The following is a 17518-nucleotide window of genomic DNA, read 5'->3' as shown; positions in this document are numbered from 1 at the left end:
GGCGGATGTGGGCTCGACGCCTCTTGATGCCCCGCCACGCCGCGCTGTGGTGTCGCTTTGACGCGCTGCTTTTCGGTCCGTAGGTGAGAACCTTGGCGAACCTTGAGCGTTCGCCAAAGCCCCATGCGATCACCCGGAGAGACGCGCCGCCTCTATGTCCATCAGCTTTCTCCTTCTGATCATCCTGATCCTGCCCTTCATGGGCGCGATCGCTGCGGCCGGCTTGCCGCGCCACGCCCGCACGGCCGCCGCCATCCTGTCTTGGATCGTGGCCCTGGTCAGCCTGGGGTGTCTGGCGGCGCTGTGGCCGATGTTCCAGGATGGGGAGACGCTGAAGTTCGAGATTCCCTGGCTGCCCTCGCTGGGGGTCAATCTGGTGCTGCGTCTGGACGGCCTGTCGTGGCTGTTCAGCAGCCTGATCCTGGGCATCGGCGCCTTGGTGGTGCTTTACGCCCGCTATTACATGTCGCCGAAGGATCCGGTGCCGCGCTTCTTCTCCTTCCTGCTGGCCTTCATGGGCGCGATGCAGGGTGTGGTGCTGTCCGGCAACCTGATCCAGTTGGTCGTTTTCTGGGAGATGACCAGCCTCTTCTCCTTCCTGCTGATCGGCTACTGGCACCAGAATCCGGCGGCGCGCGAAGGCTCGCGCATGGCGCTGACGGTCACGGCGACGGGGGGAATCGCCATGCTGGTCGGCATGATCCTGATCGGGCGGATCGTCGGCAGCTATGATCTGGATGTCGTCCTGGCGTCGCGAGAGGCGATCCAGGCCAGTCCGCTGTATATGCCCGCGCTGCTGCTGCTGCTGGCGGGCGCCATGACCAAGAGCGCCCAGTTCCCCTTCCACTTCTGGCTGCCGCGCGCGATGGCGGCGCCCACGCCGGTCAGCGCCTATCTGCATTCGGCGACCATGGTGAAGGCGGGCGTCTTCCTGCTGATCCGTTTCTGGCCGGTCTTTGCGGGAACCGAGAGCTGGTATCTGATCGTCGGCGGCATGGGTCTGGCGACCCTGTTGCTCGGCGCCTGGTGCGCCATCTTCCAGCACGATCTGAAGGGCCTGTTGGCCTATTCGACCATCAGCCATCTGGGCCTGATCGTCCTGCTGCTGGGGCTGGGAAGTCCGCTGGGCTGTATCGCCGCCGTCTTCCACACCGTGAACCACGCCACCTTCAAGGCGTCCCTTTTCATGGCCGCCGGCATCATCGACCACGAAGCCGGCACGCGCGACATGAGGAAGCTGAGCGGCCTTTTCCGCTTCATGCCCTTCACCGCGACCCTGGCCATGGTGGCGGCGGCGGCCATGGCGGGCGTGCCTCTGCTGAACGGCTTCCTGTCGAAGGAGATGTTCCTGGCGGAGGCGGTGGCTAGCGTGAACACCCACGGCCTGAACCTGGTCCTGCCCGCCCTGGCCACATTGGCTAGTGCGTTCAGCGTTCTGTATTCGCTGCGTTTTATTCATACGACCTTCTTTGGCCCGCCGCCGACCGAACTGGACCGCGTCCCGCACGAACCGCCGGCCTGGATGCGTCGTCCGGTCGAGGTGCTTGTGGCCTTGTGCCTGGTCGTCGGCATCTTCCCAGCCGTGACCGTCGGGCCGTTCCTGAAAAGCGCGGCGGTCTCGGTCCTCGGCTTTGACCTGCCCTATTACAGTCTGGCTCTGTGGCACGGCTTCAACCTGCCGCTGGTGCTGAGTTTGATCGCCCTGGGCGGCGGGGTGGCTCTGTATGTGGCGTTCGGCGGCCGCATCAACGCCAATCCGCGCGGCGGACCGTGGGGCTGGAAGCGGCTGAATGGCGGCTGGCTGTTCGAACGTAGCATGACCGGCCTGTTCAACGGTTCGGCGGCGGTTGTCCGCCTGTTCGGAGCCACGCGCCAGCAGCCGCAGTTGCGCGCCATCGTTCTGGTCGCCCTGCTGGCGGGGGGCCTGTCCGCGATCGGCGCGGGGCTGATCATTACGCCGATCATGCCGACGCCGACCCTGGCGAACTGGGCCTTTGCGGGCCTGTGGTTGGTCGGGGCCAGTTGCGCCGTCGCGGCGGCCTGGCAGGCCAAATACCACCGGCTGGCGGCCGTCGTGCTGATGGGCGGCGCCGGTCTGGCCAGTTGTCTGTCCTTCGTCTGGTTGTCCGCGCCAGACCTGGCCGTGACCCAATTGCTGGTCGAGGTCGTCACCACCGTCCTGCTGCTGCTGGGCCTGCGCTGGTTGCCAAAGCGGCTGGAGACCATCCGCCTGCCCCCGGCGATGGAGAAGCGTTCGCGTCGCCGTCGCCGTATCGACCTGATCGTCGCCGCAGCCGTCGGAACGGCGCTGGCCGCCATCGCCTATGCGGTCATGACGCGCCCGTCGGTGGAAGGAATTTCGCGCTTCTTCGTTGAGCACGCCTACAAGGACGCGGGCGGCCGCAACATCGTCAACGTGATCCTGGTCGATTTCCGCGCCTTCGACACCTTCGGCGAGATCACTGTGCTGGGCGTCGTCGGCCTGACGGTCTTTGCGCTGCTGCGGCGGTTCCGTCCCGCCGACGACACTCTGTCGGGCCCCAGCCAGCAACGGGTTCAGAATGCGGCCGACAGGGATCGGCAAGACCGTTCCGAAGGCGACACGCTGAAGGAGACCATGCTGATCCCGCGCGTCGTGATGCGCTGGCTGTTCCCCTTCATCATTCTGCTGGCCGTACACCTGTTCCTGCGCGGCCATGACCTGCCGGGCGGCGGGTTCGCGGCCGGGGTGGCGCTGTCGATCGCCTTCGTGCTGCAATATATGGCCTCCGGCGCGCGCTGGGTGGAGGAGCGGTTGGCGATCCGGCCGATCGTCTGGATCGGCGCGGGCCTGGTGATCGCGGCGCTCAGCGGCGTCGGGTCGTGGCTGTTCGGCTATCCGTTCCTGACCTCCTGGTTCCAGTATGCCGAGTTGCCGATCCTGGGCCGCGTCCCCCTGGCCAGCGCCGTGGTGTTCGACCTGGGCGTCGTGGTGCTGGTGGTCGGCGCCACCGTCCTGACCCTGGTCGCCCTGGCGCACCAATCGCTGCGCAAACCGAAACAGATAGACGCCGAGGAGGGAGAGCCGTCATGATGGAACTGGTTCTCGCCCTGGCCATCGGCGTTCTGGCCGGATCGGGCGTATGGCTGCTGCTGCGACCACGCACCTTCCAGGTCATCATGGGGCTGTCGCTGCTGTCCTATGCGGTCAACGTCTTCATCTTCGCCATGGGGCGGCTGAAATCGGGCGCCCCGCCCGTGCTGGCAGGCGAGGTGTCCGATCCTGCGCGCTATACCGATCCGACGCCCCAGGCGCTGGTCCTGACGGCCATCGTCATCAGTTTCGCCCTGACGGCCCTGTTCCTGGTGGTCATCCTGGCGGCGCGCGGCATCACCGGCAGCGACCATGTCGACGGCAAGGAGCCTGACGCATGACCGACTGGACCGCTCATCTGATCATCGGCCCCATCGTCCTGCCGATGATCATCGCTTCGGCCATGCTGCTGATCGACGAGCGCCGCCGCGTTCTTAAGGCGGTGCTTAGCCTCGCCGCCATGGCGGCCATACTGGTCATGGCCCTGATCCTGCTGCACGAAAGCGCCAACGGCGCCCTGGACGGCGGCGACACGGCGCGGGTCTATCGCCTGGGATCTTGGGCCGCGCCCTATGGCATCGTTCTGGTCGCCGATCGGCTATCAACAATGATGGTGGCCTTGACCAGCGTTCTGGGCGGTTGCGCCCTGATCTTCGCTCTGGCGCGTTGGGATCGGGCCGGGCCGCGTTTCCACGCCCTGTTCCTGCTGCTGATCATGGGTGTGAACGGCGCCCTTCTGACCGGCGACCTGTTCAATCTGTTCGTCTTCTTCGAGGTGATGCTGGCCGCGTCGTACGGCCTGGCCCTGCATGGTTCGGGCGAGGCCAGGGTGCGGGCGGGCGTGATCTATATCGCCGTCAATCTAACCGCCTCCCTGCTGTTTTTGATCGGGGTCAGCCTGATCTACGGGGTGACAGGCACGCTGAACATGGCCGATCTGGCGCTGCGCGTGCCGGCCATCGCGGCGGCCGACCTGGGCCTGTTCCACATCGGGGCGGCGGTGCTGGGCACGGCCTTCCTGATCAAATGCGCCATGTGGCCTTTGGGCTTCTGGCTGACCTCGACCTATTCGGCCGCCAGCGCGCCGTCGGCGGCGGTCTTCGCCATCTTGTCCAAGGTCGGGGTCTATGTGGTCATCCGCCTCAGCCTGCTGCTGTTCGGCGCGGGGGCCGGCGCCTCGGCCGGGTTCGGCCTGACCTGGCTGATGGCCGGCGGCCTGGCGACCATCGCGTTCGGCACCTTCGGCCTGATCGCCTCGCGTGACCTGTCGCGCGCCGCGGGCTTCGGCGTGATGATCTCTTCCGGCACCGTGCTGGCGATCCTGGGCGTCGGCGATACGGCGGCCCTCAGCGGCGCGCTCTTCTATCTGATTGGATCGACCCTGGCCTGCGCGGCCCTCTTCCTGCTGGCCGAGATTCTTCAGCGCGGGCGCGAGGCCGATGTGGGCGAGGCCCGCGCCGTCTTCGACGACGAATATCGCGATCCGTTCGACGACGAGGAACGCAACGAGCCCGGCTTGGTCATTCCGGCGGCGGTGGCAGCCCTGGGCGGGGCCTTCCTGATCTGCACCCTGATGGTGGCGGGCATGCCGCCCCTGGCGGGCTTCGTCGGCAAGCTGTCGATGATCGACGCTCTCGTGCGTGTCGGCGGACCGGCGCAATGGACGCTAACGGCGGTGTTGTCCATTTCCAGCCTGGGCGCCCTGATCGGTCTGACACGCCTGGGCGTCGGAGCCATCTGGACCCGCGAAGAGGATGCGCCGGCGCCGGTGGTGGGCGCGGCGGAACTGACGGCCGTCGCCGGCCTGCTGGGCGCCTGTGTTCTGTTGGCGGTCTTCGCGGGGTCCGCCCTGATCTACACCGACCATACCGCCGCCTGGCTGGCCGAACCGAAGGGCTATATCCACGCTGTCATGGGCGGAGGCGGCCGATGAGACGCATCCTGCCCTACCCTATCCTGTCGCTGGGCCTTTTCGTCGCCTCGATCCTGCTCAGCGCCTCGGTCGCGCCGCCGTCCCTCGTGCTGGCGCTGCTGCTGGCCCTGCTGGCGCCGATCGTTATGCTGGCGCTGGGCGTGGATCGCGTGCGGCTGAAGTCGCCACGCGCCATGATCCGCCTGGCCGTCGATGTCATCGGCGATGTGGTGCGTTCCAACTGGGCGGTGTCGCAGATCATCCTAGGGCGCAGGCGGCATGAGCGCACGTCCGGCTTCATCCATATTCCGCTGGATTTGCGCGACCGATACGGCCTGGCGGTGCTGGCCATCATCATCACCTCGACGCCCGGCACCCTGTGGGTCGAGTATGAAGCCGCCACGGGCCGCCTGCTGCTGCATGTGCTGGACCTGGTGGACGAGGAAACATGGGTGCGGCTGATCAAGGACCGCTACGAGCGCCGACTGATGGAGATCTTCGAATGACGGCGGCGGTGCTGACCTGGGGCCTGGGTCTGGCCCAGTTGATGCTGGTCTGCGCCATGGGCCTGGCGGCGTGGCGGATCATCCACGGCCCGCGCGCCCAGGATCGCGTCTTGGGCATGGACACTCTTTATCTGAACGGCATGCTTCTGGTCGTGGTGTTCGGCATCCGCACAAGCAGCCAGCTCTATTTCGAGGCCGCCCTGGTCATCGGCATGCTGGGGTTCGCCGCCACCGTGGCCCTGGCCAAGTTCCTGATGCGCGGCGAGGTGATCGAATGATCCAGGCTGACGTCCCTGCATGGGCCGCATTCGTCGTCGTCGGTCTGGCGCTCTCTGGATCGACCCTGTCGCTGCTGGGCGCGGTTGGTCTGACGCGGTTGAAGACTTTTTACGAGCGGGTCCACGCCCCCACCCTGGGCGCGACACTGGGAATGGCGTTGATCCTTCTGGCGTCCATCGTCTGGTTCACGACGGCCGAGCGGCGGTTCATGCCGCGGGAACTCCTGATCGGCCTGTTCCTGACGGTGACCACGCCGGTGACGCTGATCCTGCTGGCCCGCGCCGCCCTGTTCCGCGACCGCACCGAAAACGGCGAAGGTAAAAAGAAGCCCGACAGGGGGCTGCCGGGCTGAAACAAGGTTCGGTGATGGCGTCCCTGAGGACGAGCCCCATTCGTTAACCGAATTGGTTTCCCAAGCCTTAACGCCCTGCTCGATCCGGCAGCCAGGCGCTTTGATGTCCGTCCGGCGCTACGGGCCATACGATACGCCATCCCTGCCCCGCCCGCGAGATGGCGAAGCCCCCGCCCCCCGCGTCGCCCGGATAGTCGAAGGTCTGACCGTCTACGGTGATGGCGGCGGCCGCCGCTCGGCCGACCATGGCCCGCCATTGCCCTCGCGGGGCCGGGGCGGCGTTGGTTTCCGCGCCGCCGATGGCGACAACCGGCGCCTTGGGCCCGGCCGGCCCCGAGACAACCAGGGTCGAGCCGTCCGAATCGACCGCATTCAACACGCCTGATCCATCCAATCTGAGGGTCGGTTGGCCTGCGGCGATCAGGGCGACCGGCCCTGCCCCGCCCTGGATAACCACCAGCGTCTCGGGCGAGATGGCGGCGTCCTCGCCTACCTGGACCTCCGGCGTCAGGCGCACGTCGCCCTGCAGCGGCGGCAGTCTGAGTTCGAAACGCCCCGCCGCATCGGCGTTGACCGCCACCGCCGCCACATCCGGCGCCCGCAACACCACGCGGGCGTTGGGGTCGGCCGCGCCGCGCACGATCAGCACGGCGCCGTCGCGCATCACCCCGTCGATCATGGGGGGCCGCACCCAAGGGGAAGCCTTCTCCGCACCGGCCGGTCCGGCCACCCCGCCATCGCTGCGCGAACACGCCGACAGCACCAGACCCGACGCGGCAAGGCCCGCGACGATCGTTACGTTGATCCGACGTTTCATCCTTGGCCTCGACGATATAGGACTGGCGACCCAGCGGCTCGCGCTGGTGTTAGCGCGAGCGCCGCCGGTTTGGCCATGGGCCAGGCCGGCATTCGTTTTGTTAGAGGCCCCATGTCCCTGCCCCCCGTTTCGTTTCTGCCCTTCCACGGCTCTTCCGTCTGCCTGTTCTGCGGCGCCTCCGAGACCGCTGATCCCGCCTATACCGAGGCGGCCTACGCCTTTGGCCGGGCGACCGCTCAGGCGGGCTGGCGGTTGGTCTATGGCGGCGGCGGCGTCGGTCTGATGGGCGCGTCTGCGCGCGGTGCGCACGAGGCGGGCGGCAGGGTCGTCGGCATCATGCCGGCCTTCCTGCGCAGCCGCGAACGCCTGTTCGACGAAGTCGAAACCGTCGTCGTCACCTCGATGCACGAGCGCAAGCAATTGATGTACGATCAATCCGACGCCTTCGTCGTGGCGCCCGGCGGCATCGGCACGCTGGAAGAGGTGGTCGAACTGCTGTCATGGAAGCGGCTGGACCTGCATCACAAGCCGGTCGTCTTTCTGAACCTGAACGGCTTCTGGGACGGCTTCTTCGCCCTGATGCGCCACAGTGTGGACGAGGGCATGACCCCGCCGTCCTTCCTGGACGCCTGGACCGTCGCCGATACGGTGGAGGAGGCAATGCGGCTGATCCAGTCGCCCGAAGCTGCCCAGCCTCAGAAACATGATCGCCGGTAAGTGATCGCCGCTTACATTCGCGCCTATACGTATTGACAGTTTTTATCCGAAACTGACATTGGGGCGCGGCGGCACGACGCCGTTCTTCTTATCGGACAGTTTCTCATGCGCGCCCTGCTTATCGCCGCCGCCCTTTTCGCCGCCGCTCCGGCCATGGCCCAGCCCCCGGCCGCCACCAGCCTGACCCTGGCCGACGCGGCCAAGGCCCCCGCACGCGCCACCATCATCGACGGCGCGCGCTGGTCCTGCGAAGGCGCGGCCTGCATCGCCTCGGGCGGCACGGAACAGCCCGCGACGCGCGCCTGCCGCCGCGTGGTGCAGAAGTTCGGTCCCGTGACCGCCTTCTCCTACAAGGGCGTCGCCCTCAGCGCCGATGAGTTGGCCGTCTGCAACGCCTGATGTCGGGGCGGCCTGAGGCGGCTTAGGCCGCCTCGCCTCTCAGGCGCCGTTGGATGGTCTCGCGACCGATCAGGGGGGCCAAGCCCGCCATGTCCGGCCCGTGCGCCTGTCCCGTCAGCGCCAGACGCAGCGGCATGAACAGCGCCTTGCCTTTGGCGCCGGTTTCGGTCTTCACCGCATTGGTCCAGGTCGACCAGGCCGTTTCGTCGATCACGTCCGGCAGCAGACCAGCGGCCGCGTCGATGAAGCCCGCATCCTCGATGACCGGCTGGATCGGCCCCTGAACGATTCTCGCCATTTCAACGACGTCGCCGAACTTATTCAGATTGCCTCGCACCACGGACCAGAATGTCTCGCCAAGGTCCACGCCCAGCGCCTGAAGCCGAGGCTTGGCCGTGTCGTAATCCATGACGTGCAGCGCCTGGGCGTTCAGGCGGTCCAGATCCGCCGTGTCGTAGCGCGCCGGCGAACGGCCCATCTTGGAGAAGGCGAAGCCCGCGCCCAGCGCCTCGATCGATGCGCCGACCTCCAGCGGATCTGACGTGCCGATCCGACCCAGGTGGCTGGTGATGGCGATAGGCTCATAGCCCTGGTCGCGCATGTCGCTGATCGACAGCGATCCCAGACGCTTGGACAGGGCGGCGCCATCCGCACCGACCAGCAGCGGCATATGGGCGAAGCCGGGGACACCCGCCCCAAGCGCCTCGAATATCTCGATCTGGGCGCCGGTGTTGGTGACGTGATCCTCGCCCCGAATGATGTGGGTGATGGCCATGTCGATGTCGTCCACAACCGACGGCAGGGTGTAGAGGAACAGGCCGTCCTCGCGGATCAGCACGGGGTCGGACATGGAGGCGGTGTCCACCTCGGCATGGCCGCGCGCCAGGTCTTCCCAGGATACGCGCTTGCCTTCCAGCTTGAAACGCCAGTGCGGACGCCGGCCTTCGGCCTCGTAGGCGGCCTTCTGGTCGTCGGTCAGGTCCAGCGCGGCGCGGTCGTAGATCGGCGGCAGACCGCGCGACAACTGCACCTTGCGACGACGGTCCAGTTCGTCGGCCGTCTCATAGGCGGGATACAGCCGGCCGGAAGCCTTCAGCCGTTCCGCCGCCTCCTCGTATCGGTCGAACCGCTTGGACTGGTTGTACCGCTCGTCCCACAGCATGCCCAGCCAGGTCAGATCGTCCTCGATCCCCTGTTCGAACTCCGGCGTAGAGCGAGCCAGGTCGGTGTCGTCGATACGCAGCACGAACGACCCGCCCTGCCCCTTGGCGAACAGCCAGTTCACCAAGGCGGTGCGGACATTGCCGACGTGCAGCTTTCCCGTGGGCGACGGGGCGAAACGAACCTTGACGGACATGGGAAGACGACCTTGAAAGCGAGGCGGCTAGGTCGCGCCGCAACCGGGAGAAGTCAAGGCGCGGGTTGGATTGCGGCCGTCGTCATGATAGATTCCGACCAATCATGAACGCACCTGTACAGATCAGAAAGCCAGAGGTCGTGGAGCGGTTGCGCGAAATAGCGCGCCTGGAAGGCAGGTCCATTACCGACTTGGTCGAAGACATGGTCAGGGAGCGCGACGAGCGCCTGATTGCCCGACGCGAGGCCGAGATCGAGGCCAAGCTCGCAGCCGTCGAAGAAATCGTGGCGCATTTCAACAGCCTGCCGATCATCGGCCCCTTGCTTACCGACGATGACCTCTACGATGAAGACGGCCTGCCCAAATGATCGTTGTGGATGCCTCCGCCTTGGTTGCGGTGCTTCTCCAAGAGCCGGAAAGCATGGTGTTCCGTCGGATGATGGCGCGCGAAAAAGACTTAGTCTTGTCTCCTGTCGGCTATTGGGAAGCTGCGACCCGTCTTAGGTCGCTACGCGGCGAGCCCGGTGTAGTAGATTTGGATCTCGTGGTCGCTAAGCTGGGCATACGGATCGCCCCAGCCACCTCGCGAACGGCATCCTTGGCTGCAAGCGCTGAACGAGACTTCGGCAAGCGAACGGCCGCCAAACTCAATCTCGGCGACTGTTTCGCCTACGCCCTGGCCAAGGAAAGCGACGCCCCATTGCTGTTCAAGGGCGACGATTTCGGCCGAACGGATCTGACGCCCGCCCTGTCCGACTGATCGGGCCGAGCAGTCAGGCCGACGATCAGTCGTCGCGGTGAACGCGCTCGCGGCGCTCGTGCCGTTCCTGGGCCTCGACCGACAGGGTTGCGGTGGGACGGGCTTCCAGACGACCCAGGCCGATGGGCTCGCCCGTGTCCTCGCAATAGCCGTAGGAACCGTCCTCGATCCGGCGCAGAGCGTCGTCGATCTTGGAGATCAACTTTCGCTGGCGGTCACGGGTGCGCAACTCCAGCGCGCGGTCGGATTCGGACGAGGCCCGGTCCACCAGATCGGGGTGGTTCTCGGTCTCGGCCTTCAGATTGACCACCGTGCCCTTGGACTCGCGAAGGATGTCCTCCTTCCAGTCCAGCAGCTTCTTCTTGAAATAGGCCTGCTGCCGTTCGTTCATGAACGGCTCGTCGTCGGACGGGCGGTATGGGCCGGATTCGTCGGTCACAACGGACGCCAAAGCGTTCATCGATCTCACGCTCTCTAACACGCCCCCCTGTGGCGCAGATGGCCGTATAGTCAGCCTGACGAGTCGCGGCAACGCGGTTCTCGATTCCGTGATGCAAATAAGGCGAACGACCTCGCCAGAGTGACAAATGTCACTCACCCTTCAAGCTTAGCCGTCTGACATCTGTGGATTTTTCGGCGTCAGCCGCGCGGACGGCGCATTTCCGCCTTTGCCAATTCGACCGAGGCGCGCAGGTCGATCTGGTCCAGCACGGCGTTCAGGCCCGGATCACCGTCATCCGCCCGTTCCTCGCGCAGACTGCGCGCCAGTCGATCCAGCGAGGCCTCGTCCGCATCACCATTGAGAAGCGCCAGTTTCAGTTCGTCCAGACGATCCAATAGGCCGCCGCCGCGACGGATGGCGCGACGCCGACGCTCCAGCGGCCCCTCTATCCCCTGCAATGCCATCAGGGCCGAGACGTCCGACACGCCGCTCGCGGCGGCGCTGGCCGTCGCGGCCGTCGGCGCTGGGGCAGAGGCCGCTTGGCCCAGCGAAAAGCCGCTGGCGGATCGCGTCGCGCGCGTGCTGGTCGGCGTGCTGACGCCGTTTGGCCCGACAACCTTCATGCCCACGCGCTCCGCATCATGGGATCATGGATGGCGCCCCGCGATGACTGTTTAGTTAACGCCCCGGCAAATCCTGCCGTCTGTTCATCGTTCTAGCGAAGCCGCACGTTGATTTCCCTGGGTTAATCGTACGGCACGATCCTGGCATGAACGGGGGACGTAAAGCCGCGTGGACGTTCGACCGATGCAAAATCTGCTTGCCCGCCTTGCCGCCTGCGCCGTCGCCGCCCTGACGGTTTCGGCCGGTCCGGCCCTGGCCCAGATGCAGTCGCGCATCAAGGACATCGCCGCCGTCGAGGGCGTGCGCGGCAACCAGTTGGTCGGCTACGGCATGGTCATGGGCCTGAACGGCACGGGCGACAGCCTTCGCAACTGCCCCTTCACCCGTCAGTCTCTGGAAGGCATGACCGAACGGCTGGGCGTCAATATTCGCGGCTCCAACGCCAACACCAAGAACATGGCCGCCGTGATGGTGACGGCCGACCTGCCGGCCTTCGCCACACCCGGTTCGCGCATCGACGTGTCGGTCGCCTCCATGTGCGACGCGAAAAGCCTGCTGGGCGGCTCGCTGGTCGTGACCAGCCTTCAGGGCGCCGATGGTCAGGTCTATGCGGTGGCGCAAGGGTCGGTTCAGACCGGCGCCGTCTCGGCCTCGGGCGGATCGGGCTCGTCGGTCACGCGCGGGGTGCCGACCGCCGGCCGCATCGCCTCGGGCGCCCTGGTCGAACGCGAGACCGGCTTCCAGATGGCGAACATGAACGAGGTGCGACTGAACCTGCGCAACCCTGACTTCACCACCGCCCAGCGCGTCGCCGCCGTCGTCAACGCCGCCTATCCGGGCGCGGCCCTGGCCGAAAACGGCACTGTGGTCGCCCTGCGCGCGCCGGCCCAGCTGGGCATGGCGGGCTTCATCAGCCGCATCGAGAACCTGCCGGTCAGCGTCGACACACCGGCCAAGGTCATCATCGACGAGGTCAATGGGGTCATCGTCATGGGCGACGCCGTGCGTATCTCTCGCGTGGCCATCGCCCAAGGCAATCTGACCATATCGGTGGACGAACAACCTATCGTCAGCCAGCCCGCACCCTTCAGCCAGGGCCAGACCGCCGTCGTCCCCTCAAGCCAGGTCAATGTCGAGGAGGAACTGGGCACCCAGATGCGTCTGGTCGGCGGAGGGGCCAACCTGTCCACCCTGGTCAACGGCCTGAACGCCCTGGGCGTCAGCCCGCGCGACATGATCAGCATCCTGCAGGCCATCAAGGCCGCCGGCGCCCTGCAAGCCGATATCGAGGTGATGTGACATGACCGACCTGACCGTCTCCGCCGACCTGCTTCGTCCGACCGCCGCCGCGCCCACGGTCGCCAATCGCGACAAGATACAGGAAACCGCCAAGGCCTTCGAGGCCACCTTCATCTCTCAGATGCTGAAACCGATGTTCGACGGCCTGTCGACCGACGGCCTGTTCGGCGGGGGTCAGGCCGAGGGGACCTGGCGCAGCTTCATGCTGGACGAGATGGCCAAGACCACCGTCGCAGCCGGCGGGATCGGCCTGAGCGGCCCGGTCATGTCCGAAATGTTGAAGATGCAGGAGGGCCGGCGATGAGCGACAGCGAACTGGCCCAGGCGCGCGTGCGCCAGCTGATCGTCCTGACCAAACGGCTCACCGATCGGCTGTCGGCCGAAACCCAGGCCTTTGCGGACCGCCGGCCTCAGGATGTCGCGGCCGGTCTGGCCGAGACCCAAGAGATGGCCAATCTGTATCGGCGCGACACGGCCCATGTGAAGGCCAATCCCGCCCTGCTGCGCGACGCGCCTTTGGATGACCGCAAGGCCTTGGTCGAGGCCACGCGGGTCTTCGACACCGTGCTGAACGCCCATGCCCGCGCGGTCGAGGCGGCGCGCCAGATTTCTGAGGGGCTGGTCCGCACCATCGCCGCCGAAGTCACAGCCGCCCGCACGCCGCCCAGCGCCTATGCCGCCGACGGCCGCGCGGCCCTGGGCGACGGACGCGCCGTCGCCTTCAACAGGATGGCCTGATCGGGCATTGCCGATTTTTTAAGCGCATGTGGATCAGCATGGCCTCATGACGCTGACGACCCGTCTTCTTGGCCTGGCCTTCGCATCCGCCGACACCCTGGTCGAGGTGGCCCCGAACGGCGTCGTCGCCTTCGCCATCGGCGCGGGCGCGGCGGCGGGCGAGGACGCCGGCGCGACATGGACCGGGCGGCCGCTTGCCGACCTGCTGCACGACGGCTCCGCGATCCTGGCGACCCTGCAGGGGATGAAGGCTGGCGTGCGGATCGCGCCAACCTGCATTCTTGTTTCGGCTGGCCCCGACCGCGTGAGGCGCGCGACCTTCCGCGCCTTCGTCCTGCCGCAGATGGCCCCCGCCGTGTCCTGCGCCATTTCCTACGACGGCCCGGCTTTCGCCGTCGCCGATCTTGAAACTCGCCCCCTGATGGACCCGGATGCGTTCCTGGCCGATGCAGGACGCGTGCTGGAAGCCAACCCCGACCTGGCCCTGTCCTTCCTGGACATACAGGGGATGGAGAACGTGGGCGACGATGTGGTTGATCGGCTGAACCGACGCATCGAGGCCACCCTGCAATCGGCCGCTATCCAGGGATCGGGCGCCGCCCAGTTGACGGCTGTGCGCTTCGCCCTGTTGCGCCCCGCCAATGACCGCCGCGACATCGCCGCAGAGATCGTCGAGGCGGGCCGCGCCGAAGGGCTGTCGCTGGGGGCCGAGGCGTTCAACTCGCCCGTGCCGCCCGGTTCGGATTCTCTGTGCGTGCTGCGCGCCATGCGTTTCGCTATTGAGGGCTGCTTGAAGGGCGACGGCCTGGCCAATCCCCAGATCGCCTTCGCGGACTCGCTGAAACGCACCTTCCGCGACGCTGAAACCTTCCGCAGCGTGGTGAAGTCGCGCGAATTCCAGGTCCACTATCAGCCGATCGTTCATCTGGACTCGCGGGCCGTCCATCACTTCGAGGCCCTGGCGCGGTTCAAGGGCAATAACGGCCCTGCCGACGCCATCCGCATGGCCGAAGAGTTGGACCTGATCGAATCCTTCGATCTGGCCGTGGCCGAAAAGGTGCTGAGACGGATGCGACAGCCCGGCGCCGGTCTGCTGAAGATGGCGATCAACGTCTCGGGCGCCTCTCTGGGCGACGACACCTATGTCGAACAGCTGCTGCGCATGACCGCCGGCGCGCCCGAGGAACGCCGCCGCCTGATCGTCGAAGTCACCGAAACCTCGGCCGTCGCCGACATCGAGGCGGCGGACCGCCGTCTGGCCAGCCTGCGCGAAGCCGGGATCAAGGTCTGTATCGACGACTTCGGCGCCGGCTCCGCCGCCTTCGACTATCTGCGCAAACTGTCGGTCGACGCGGTCAAGATCGACGGCGCCATCGTGCGCGACATCGAAACGGACGACCGCTCAAAGGCCATGCTGCATAGCATCGTCGAACTGTGCCGCTCGATGAAGCTGGAGACCATCGCCGAGATGATCGAGACAGACCGCGTCGCCAACGAGCTCAAGACGGCGGGCGTCGAATACGGCCAGGGCTGGCTGTTCGGCCGCGCCGAGGCCGAGCCCCGCACCCAGCTCAACACCCCTTCGATGGTCCGCCGCAAGGGCGCCGTGGAAGCCTGGGGCTGACGGCTGAACGTCGCGTTTGCGACTTAGCCATCTTGTTTCCGTCGGTAAAGCCATGACGGATCAAGGACTTGAACTCGACCGTCGTCAATCGACCTATCATAGGGTTAAACCACGCGACGATGATCCGTTCGGTCTTTGAAAACTCAAACCCACCCAGAAGTTGGACTTGTTGGACTGTTTTTTCTGACTTGGAGTCCAAGTCCGATCACAGGGCCAGGGTGCGCGTGACCTCCAGCGCGGCCAGGAAGTCCGCATCATGGCTGACGACGACAAGCGCTCCGTCGTAAGCTTTCAACGCCGCCTCGACCGCTTCGACCGACTCCAGGTCCAGATGGTTCGTGGGTTCATCCAGCACCAGCAACTTCGGCGGGGTCGGACCCGTCATGACGCAGGCCAGCGCCGCTCTCAGCCGCTCGCCGCCTGACAGGTCTCCGACCCGGCGATGCGCCGCCGTATTGCGAAACAGGAACCGCGCCAGCGCCGCCTGGGCGTCGTTCGCGGACCCGTCGGGGTTCAGCCGTCGCCACGCTTCGACCAGCGTCTCGTTCCGATCAAGGATCGCCGCCTCTTGATCCAGCAGTGTCGCCCGTACCGGCCGCTCGACCGAACCCCCGTTCGGCTCCAGATCCCCGACGATCAGCCGCAGAAACGTCGTCTTTCCCGATCCGTTCGGTCCGGTGATCGCCAGCCGCTCCGGCCCGACGATCCTCAGGTCGATCGGTCCGACGACGGCTCGGCCCTGCGGCGTCGCCCATGCCGCCCGGTCCAGCGCCAACACGGTGCGGCCGGCCGCCAGACCCGTCGCAGGCATCGGGATCGACAGGGTGCGTGTCCGATCGACCCGCTCTCGCGCCGCCGACAGCGCGGCCTGGGCCTCTTCCGACTGGCGAACGGCCAGCAGCCGGTCGCGCCCGCCGCTGTTCTCGGCCCGCTCGGCGCGCGCGCCCAGCAGGACCTTGGGCATATCGCCCTTGGCCGCCTTGCGTCGGCCCGCCGCGTCGCGCCTTGCCTTGGTTACCGTCCGCTTCTGCGCCTCGGCGCCCAGGCGGGCCATGTCGCGCTCGGCGTCGTCCAGCCCCCTCGCCGCCGCCTCCCGCTCGACCGCCTTGCGCTCGGCATAAAGGTCATAGCCGCCGCCATAGATCGCCACGCCCAAGCTCGACATCTCGACGATCCGATCCATCCGGCGCAGCAGGTCGCGGTCATGGCTGACCGCCACGACCCCGCCGTCCCAGCGCCCGATCACCTCGGCGACCAACGCCCGCGCCTCCGCATCCAGATGATTGGTGGGCTCGTCAAGCAGGATCAGGTCCGGTCGCGCCAGCATCAGACCGGCCAGCCGCAACCGGGTCTGCTCCCCACCGCTCAGGCTGGCGGTCGGCCGATCCAGCGACAGATCGGCCAGTCCGACGGCGCTCAGCGCCTCGTGCAATCGCACCTCCAGCGTCCAGTCGGCGTTCGCCAGATCGTCGGCTGAACCCTCGCCGGCCACGACCCGCTCGATGATCGCCAGCCCCTCGGCGGCGCCCAGCGTATGCGCCGCCGTCTCGTCCGGCGCTGGGTCATGGCGCTGATCCAGAACCCCGACCGACCCGGCAAGAGACACCGCCCCCTGGGCCGGCGCCGAGGCGCCCGAGATCAGGCGCAGCAGGGTGCTCTTGCCTGCGCCGTTACGGCCGACGACGCCGGTTCGCTCAGCCCCGAACGTCAGGCTCAGATTGTCGAATAGGGTTACGCCCTCAGGCGTCCTGGCGGCGACCTTGTCGAGTGTCGCGCGTGCGGACGGGGACGCGTTTCGGCTTGGGCTGGTTGGCATTGAGGAGCACGAGCAGCATGGCGGACAGGGCGGAACCGGTGGCCAATGCGATGATCATGATCTTCTTACCTTCTGCAAAAACGCTTCAGAACACGGAGGATGGGTCCAGATCGGACGATGCGCAAGCCCGACGACGAACACGGCCGCGTGAGCCGGGGCGGAACGTCCGATGGCCAAACCCGGGCGCCCGCCCTATCTGACCGCCATGCCCAGTCCGTTCCACATCGAAGACGCAGCCGGCGCCGCCGCCCGCCGCGAGGCATCCGTTCAGCGTCTGCGCGACGAAACCGGCATAGACGAGGCCATGATCGACGCCCTGGTCGAGCGCTTCTACGCCCGCGTCCGGGACGACCATCTGATCGGCCCCATCTTCGCCGACCACATCACGGAATGGGCGCCGCATCTGGCGCAGATGAAGCTATTCTGGTCGTCCGTGGCCCTTTCGACCGGCGCCTATCAGGGGCGCCCCATGCCCAAACACCTGCCCCTGCCGATCGACGCCCGCCACTTCGACCGCTGGCTGGAGTTGTTCGTGGAAACGGCGCATACGCTGTGCCCGCCCGTCGCCGCCGCCCATTTCATCGAACGCGCCCGCCGTATCGCCGAAAGCCTTGAGTTGGGCGTCGCCACCGCCAGCGGCGCGATTCTGGCCAAGGGCGAGCGGTTCATCCGCAAGGCTGAAGCCTGGACGCCGGAATAGCAGCCGCAATGTTCTCACATTGTTCTTGCTGAATAGCGCGAATTGATCCCCATATAGCGTCGTCGCGCCGGAGCCGTCCGGCCCTCCCCGCGTTCCCGGACTC

At 66.7% G+C, this 17518-nt stretch carries 20 protein-coding genes; 15 read left to right on the top strand and 5 right to left on the bottom strand.

The window, feature by feature from the left end; genetic code table 11:
• Nucleotides 1-154 precede the first annotated feature (154 nt).
• From KZX42_RS09650 to mnhG, 6 genes are read left to right on the top strand one after another with little or no spacing between them, the layout of a single operon-like run.
• Entirely contained in the window at nucleotides 155-3073 is a 2919-nt protein-coding gene (locus tag KZX42_RS09650; protein ID WP_248118992.1) for a monovalent cation/H+ antiporter subunit A, read from the top strand.
• A complete protein-coding gene (locus KZX42_RS09645) occupies nucleotides 3073-3414 on the top strand; it encodes a Na+/H+ antiporter subunit C (RefSeq protein ID WP_248119143.1) in 342 nt (113 codons plus the stop codon). Before KZX42_RS09650 ends, KZX42_RS09645 begins: the two co-directional genes overlap by 1 nt.
• Nucleotides 3411-5006 (top strand): monovalent cation/H+ antiporter subunit D, encoded by a 1596-nt coding sequence (locus tag KZX42_RS09640; RefSeq protein WP_248118991.1) that lies wholly within the window; start codon nucleotides 3411-3413, stop codon nucleotides 5004-5006. The genes KZX42_RS09645 and KZX42_RS09640 overlap by 4 nt, the downstream gene beginning before the upstream one ends.
• A complete protein-coding gene (locus KZX42_RS09635; protein WP_248118990.1) occupies nucleotides 5003-5491 on the top strand; it encodes a Na+/H+ antiporter subunit E in 489 nt (162 codons plus the stop codon). The genes KZX42_RS09640 and KZX42_RS09635 overlap by 4 nt, the downstream gene beginning before the upstream one ends.
• Nucleotides 5488-5769, top strand: a complete 282-nt coding sequence (locus KZX42_RS09630; RefSeq protein WP_248118989.1) for a K+/H+ antiporter subunit F — start codon at nucleotides 5488-5490, stop codon at nucleotides 5767-5769. The genes KZX42_RS09635 and KZX42_RS09630 overlap by 4 nt, the downstream gene beginning before the upstream one ends.
• Nucleotides 5766-6122, top strand: coding sequence for a monovalent cation/H(+) antiporter subunit G (mnhG, locus tag KZX42_RS09625; protein ID WP_248118988.1), 357 nt, complete (start codon nucleotides 5766-5768; stop codon nucleotides 6120-6122). The genes KZX42_RS09630 and mnhG overlap by 4 nt, the downstream gene beginning before the upstream one ends.
• Nucleotides 6123-6189: 67 nt before the next feature.
• Here mnhG and KZX42_RS09620 read toward each other — a convergent pair whose 3' ends face one another.
• Nucleotides 6190-6939 carry a hypothetical protein gene (locus KZX42_RS09620; RefSeq protein WP_248118987.1) on the bottom strand — a complete coding sequence of 250 codons (750 nt, stop codon included), beginning with the start codon at nucleotides 6937-6939 and terminating at the stop codon, nucleotides 6190-6192.
• Nucleotides 6940-7050: 111 nt separating this feature from the next.
• Here KZX42_RS09620 and KZX42_RS09615 point away from each other — a divergent pair, with 111 nt between their 5' ends.
• Nucleotides 7051-7656, top strand: a complete 606-nt coding sequence (locus tag KZX42_RS09615) for a TIGR00730 family Rossman fold protein (protein WP_248118986.1) — start codon at nucleotides 7051-7053, stop codon at nucleotides 7654-7656.
• Between the two features lie 105 nt (nucleotides 7657-7761).
• On the top strand, nucleotides 7762-8055 hold the full coding sequence (locus KZX42_RS09610; protein ID WP_248118985.1) for a hypothetical protein: 294 nt from the start codon (nucleotides 7762-7764) through the stop codon (nucleotides 8053-8055).
• Nucleotides 8056-8077: 22 nt separating this feature from the next.
• Here KZX42_RS09610 and gltX read toward each other — a convergent pair whose 3' ends face one another.
• The gene (gene gltX, locus KZX42_RS09605) at nucleotides 8078-9412 is read right to left on the bottom strand and encodes a glutamate--tRNA ligase (protein ID WP_248118984.1); all 1335 of its coding nucleotides are present in this window, start codon (nucleotides 9410-9412) and stop codon (nucleotides 8078-8080) included.
• A gap of 104 nt (nucleotides 9413-9516) precedes the next feature.
• On the opposite strand from gltX, the gene KZX42_RS09600 reads away from it, so the two are divergent.
• Nucleotides 9517-9780: a type II toxin-antitoxin system VapB family antitoxin gene (locus KZX42_RS09600; protein ID WP_248118983.1), complete on the top strand. Its 264-nt coding sequence runs from the start codon at nucleotides 9517-9519 to the stop codon at nucleotides 9778-9780.
• Entirely contained in the window at nucleotides 9777-10172 is a 396-nt protein-coding gene (locus tag KZX42_RS09595; RefSeq protein ID WP_248118982.1) for a type II toxin-antitoxin system VapC family toxin, read from the top strand. The genes KZX42_RS09600 and KZX42_RS09595 overlap by 4 nt, the downstream gene beginning before the upstream one ends.
• 25 nt (nucleotides 10173-10197) lie before the next feature.
• On the opposite strand, the gene dksA is transcribed toward KZX42_RS09595, so the two are convergent.
• Nucleotides 10198-10632 (bottom strand): RNA polymerase-binding protein DksA, encoded by a 435-nt coding sequence (dksA, locus tag KZX42_RS09590; protein WP_248118981.1) that lies wholly within the window; start codon nucleotides 10630-10632, stop codon nucleotides 10198-10200.
• Nucleotides 10633-10811: 179 nt separating this feature from the next.
• Complete coding sequence (locus tag KZX42_RS09585) at nucleotides 10812-11237, bottom strand: flagellar assembly protein FliX (RefSeq protein WP_248118980.1); 426 nt, start codon at nucleotides 11235-11237, stop codon at nucleotides 10812-10814.
• A 184-nt stretch (nucleotides 11238-11421) separates the two neighbouring features.
• On the opposite strand from KZX42_RS09585, the gene KZX42_RS09580 reads away from it, so the two are divergent.
• The 4 genes from KZX42_RS09580 to KZX42_RS09565 are packed head-to-tail and all read left to right on the top strand — an operon-like array spanning nucleotide 11422 to nucleotide 14899.
• A complete protein-coding gene (locus tag KZX42_RS09580; RefSeq protein ID WP_248118979.1) occupies nucleotides 11422-12537 on the top strand; it encodes a flagellar basal body P-ring protein FlgI in 1116 nt (371 codons plus the stop codon).
• 1 nt (nucleotide 12538) lies between these two features.
• Complete coding sequence (locus KZX42_RS09575; protein ID WP_248118978.1) at nucleotides 12539-12841, top strand: rod-binding protein; 303 nt, start codon at nucleotides 12539-12541, stop codon at nucleotides 12839-12841.
• A complete protein-coding gene (locus KZX42_RS09570; RefSeq protein WP_248118977.1) occupies nucleotides 12838-13275 on the top strand; it encodes a flagellar basal-body protein FlbY in 438 nt (145 codons plus the stop codon). The genes KZX42_RS09575 and KZX42_RS09570 overlap by 4 nt, the downstream gene beginning before the upstream one ends.
• 46 nt (nucleotides 13276-13321) lie before the next feature.
• Nucleotides 13322-14899 carry an EAL domain-containing protein gene (locus KZX42_RS09565; RefSeq protein WP_248118976.1) on the top strand — a complete coding sequence of 526 codons (1578 nt, stop codon included), beginning with the start codon at nucleotides 13322-13324 and terminating at the stop codon, nucleotides 14897-14899.
• A 205-nt stretch (nucleotides 14900-15104) separates the two neighbouring features.
• Here the strand turns inward: KZX42_RS09565 and KZX42_RS09560 are convergent, their stop codons facing one another.
• Complete coding sequence (locus KZX42_RS09560) at nucleotides 15105-16715, bottom strand: ABC-F family ATP-binding cassette domain-containing protein (protein WP_248118975.1); 1611 nt, start codon at nucleotides 16713-16715, stop codon at nucleotides 15105-15107.
• A gap of 169 nt (nucleotides 16716-16884) precedes the next feature.
• Between KZX42_RS09560 and KZX42_RS09555 the strand changes: the two genes are divergently transcribed.
• Nucleotides 16885-17415 (top strand): group III truncated hemoglobin, encoded by a 531-nt coding sequence (locus KZX42_RS09555; RefSeq protein WP_248118974.1) that lies wholly within the window; start codon nucleotides 16885-16887, stop codon nucleotides 17413-17415.
• Nucleotides 17416-17518 lie beyond the last annotated feature (103 nt).

The sequence above is a fragment of the Brevundimonas sp. EYE_349 genome (assembly GCF_023147505.1).
In the GTDB taxonomy this organism is placed as follows: Bacteria; Pseudomonadota; Alphaproteobacteria; order Caulobacterales; family Caulobacteraceae; genus Brevundimonas.
The sequence above is the reverse complement of the archived record's forward strand: the minus strand, read 5'-3'. Positions and strand labels throughout refer to the sequence as shown.

Excerpts from the sequence above, each read along its gene's own strand:
- KZX42_RS09650 (WP_248118992.1), top strand. The coding sequence starts at position 155 with ATGTCCATCAGCTTTCTCCTTCTGATCATCCTGATCCTGCCCTTCATG.
- KZX42_RS09645 (WP_248119143.1), top strand. The coding sequence starts at position 3,073 with ATGGAACTGGTTCTCGCCCTGGCCATCGGCGTTCTGGCCGGATCGGGC.
- KZX42_RS09640 (WP_248118991.1), top strand. The coding sequence starts at position 3,411 with ATGACCGACTGGACCGCTCATCTGATCATCGGCCCCATCGTCCTGCCG.
- KZX42_RS09635 (WP_248118990.1), top strand. The coding sequence starts at position 5,003 with ATGAGACGCATCCTGCCCTACCCTATCCTGTCGCTGGGCCTTTTCGTC.
- KZX42_RS09630 (WP_248118989.1), top strand. The coding sequence starts at position 5,488 with ATGACGGCGGCGGTGCTGACCTGGGGCCTGGGTCTGGCCCAGTTGATG.
- mnhG (WP_248118988.1), top strand. The coding sequence starts at position 5,766 with ATGATCCAGGCTGACGTCCCTGCATGGGCCGCATTCGTCGTCGTCGGT.
- KZX42_RS09620 (WP_248118987.1), bottom strand. The coding sequence starts at position 6,939 with ATGAAACGTCGGATCAACGTAACGATCGTCGCGGGCCTTGCCGCGTCG.
- KZX42_RS09615 (WP_248118986.1), top strand. The coding sequence starts at position 7,051 with ATGTCCCTGCCCCCCGTTTCGTTTCTGCCCTTCCACGGCTCTTCCGTC.
- KZX42_RS09610 (WP_248118985.1), top strand. The coding sequence starts at position 7,762 with ATGCGCGCCCTGCTTATCGCCGCCGCCCTTTTCGCCGCCGCTCCGGCC.
- gltX (WP_248118984.1), bottom strand. The coding sequence starts at position 9,412 with ATGTCCGTCAAGGTTCGTTTCGCCCCGTCGCCCACGGGAAAGCTGCAC.
- KZX42_RS09600 (WP_248118983.1), top strand. The coding sequence starts at position 9,517 with ATGAACGCACCTGTACAGATCAGAAAGCCAGAGGTCGTGGAGCGGTTG.
- KZX42_RS09595 (WP_248118982.1), top strand. The coding sequence starts at position 9,777 with ATGATCGTTGTGGATGCCTCCGCCTTGGTTGCGGTGCTTCTCCAAGAG.
- dksA (WP_248118981.1), bottom strand. The coding sequence starts at position 10,632 with ATGAACGCTTTGGCGTCCGTTGTGACCGACGAATCCGGCCCATACCGC.
- KZX42_RS09585 (WP_248118980.1), bottom strand. The coding sequence starts at position 11,237 with ATGAAGGTTGTCGGGCCAAACGGCGTCAGCACGCCGACCAGCACGCGC.
- KZX42_RS09580 (WP_248118979.1), top strand. The coding sequence starts at position 11,422 with ATGCAAAATCTGCTTGCCCGCCTTGCCGCCTGCGCCGTCGCCGCCCTG.
- KZX42_RS09575 (WP_248118978.1), top strand. The coding sequence starts at position 12,539 with ATGACCGACCTGACCGTCTCCGCCGACCTGCTTCGTCCGACCGCCGCC.
- KZX42_RS09570 (WP_248118977.1), top strand. The coding sequence starts at position 12,838 with ATGAGCGACAGCGAACTGGCCCAGGCGCGCGTGCGCCAGCTGATCGTC.
- KZX42_RS09565 (WP_248118976.1), top strand. The coding sequence starts at position 13,322 with ATGACGCTGACGACCCGTCTTCTTGGCCTGGCCTTCGCATCCGCCGAC.
- KZX42_RS09560 (WP_248118975.1), bottom strand. The coding sequence starts at position 16,715 with ATGCCAACCAGCCCAAGCCGAAACGCGTCCCCGTCCGCACGCGCGACA.
- KZX42_RS09555 (WP_248118974.1), top strand. The coding sequence starts at position 16,885 with ATGGCCAAACCCGGGCGCCCGCCCTATCTGACCGCCATGCCCAGTCCG.